Genomic DNA, 1,269 nt, shown 5'->3' on the forward strand with positions numbered 1-1,269 from the left:
CCTAGATTTCCGTCATTCTGAACAGTGAGGAACGAACGTGATTCAGAATCTACTTACCAAGAGAGCCTAGCTAGACAGATAAAAGATCCGGTTTGGAAAAACATCCACCAAACACTCTGACTCCGTAATAGATGTAGGAAGCCCTAAAGTTCGACATGCCGTGTTCGAGACATATTTGACGCAGAAGCCTATCCGCTTGCTCTCGACTGCTTTGCGGCAATACTTCCTCCCTCATGAGCTGGTACAACGCGTCATGCACCAAAGACGCCTTGAGGATGTTTTGAGTATCAATCACAGGACCACTCGCCCCATCCCATGAATAGCCTTTCTTAATCGTCAACAAACCTTGCTCAGATAGGCTGAGAAACGGGCTGTCAAAAGGCTGCGCGAGGGCGATACCGGTTTTAATATGTTCTTCAGAATGAAGGTTATATTTGTACGTCCGACGTTTTTTGTACTTCATAAACACCTCCTAGTCACCAAGCGGCTTGTAAGACACTATACCTAGAGCTTGTCTGCGAGTTTCTTGAGGTAGTTTTTTGCCAACTCATTGTTGTTGCGACTCAGCCATTTTATACAGTCAAACAGCTCCCAAATCAGACCTTGGTCTCCACTTGTATAAACGGGAAAATCTTCATGCTTTGGGGCTGGCTCATCGGTTACTAACTCATCGATGATATCAGCTTTATCGAATAGAACTTTGAAGGGTCTTGAAAGTTGGAAAGGTTCATTAAGATCCAAGCAATGAATCTCTGCACTGGTCAGATCGTTAAAGATGTACTTTTTAAAGCAAGCATTCTCATTGTGATCGCCTTCAAGACGATAGAAGATCTCTTTGCCTTCCTCAAACAGAGCAAAGCAAGGTGTGACATTTTTATGGAAGTTATTTTTGGTAAACACGATAACATCCGCATCCGATACACGATCCCCTTTTCCTGAAGACAATGAGCCAAGCAATACTGCGGCTACCACCTCTTCTTCGTGCACAAAGGCGTTACATGCAGATTCCACTAGCGCTCTTTGTAAAGGTAAATGATCTAGATTTAATAATTTGATTGTCACAGCTAAAGTCCTCAATTTAAACGCAGCACACAATGTAAATATCAGTTTTTAAACCAAAGTACACCCAAGTGACTTCAAGATGCAGGATTCAGAGCGTTGTCATTGATTCGAGAGTAAGGAAAACAACGCAGTATAATAGCCAGCTCTTTCCAAGTTGTTTGGTGCAGCCATTGGTTTAATAAAAAAGCGAGTTCATGACACACTCTC

2 protein-coding genes are annotated in these 1,269 nt (G+C 42.7%); both read right to left on the bottom strand.

All coding sequences use genetic code 11. The features are described from left to right. Window positions 1-70: 70 nt before the first annotated feature. Window positions 71-463, bottom strand: a complete 393-nt coding sequence (locus VHA02S_RS24785) for a DUF1353 domain-containing protein (RefSeq protein ID WP_038899083.1) — start codon at window positions 461-463, stop codon at window positions 71-73. Between the two features lie 41 nt (window positions 464-504). Then, window positions 505-1,011 (bottom strand): nucleotidyltransferase domain-containing protein, encoded by a 507-nt coding sequence (locus VHA02S_RS24790; protein ID WP_038899082.1) that lies wholly within the window; start codon window positions 1,009-1,011, stop codon window positions 505-507. Between the last annotated feature and the right edge of the window lie 258 nt (window positions 1,012-1,269).

Source organism: Vibrio harveyi NBRC 15634 = ATCC 14126 = KCTC 12724 (assembly GCF_001591145.1).
Taxonomy (GTDB): domain Bacteria; phylum Pseudomonadota; class Gammaproteobacteria; order Enterobacterales; family Vibrionaceae; genus Vibrio; species Vibrio harveyi.

Coding starts and splice junctions, on each gene's coding strand:
- VHA02S_RS24785 (WP_038899083.1), bottom strand. CDS start 463: ATGAAGTACAAAAAACGTCGGACGTACAAATATAACCTTCATTCTGAA.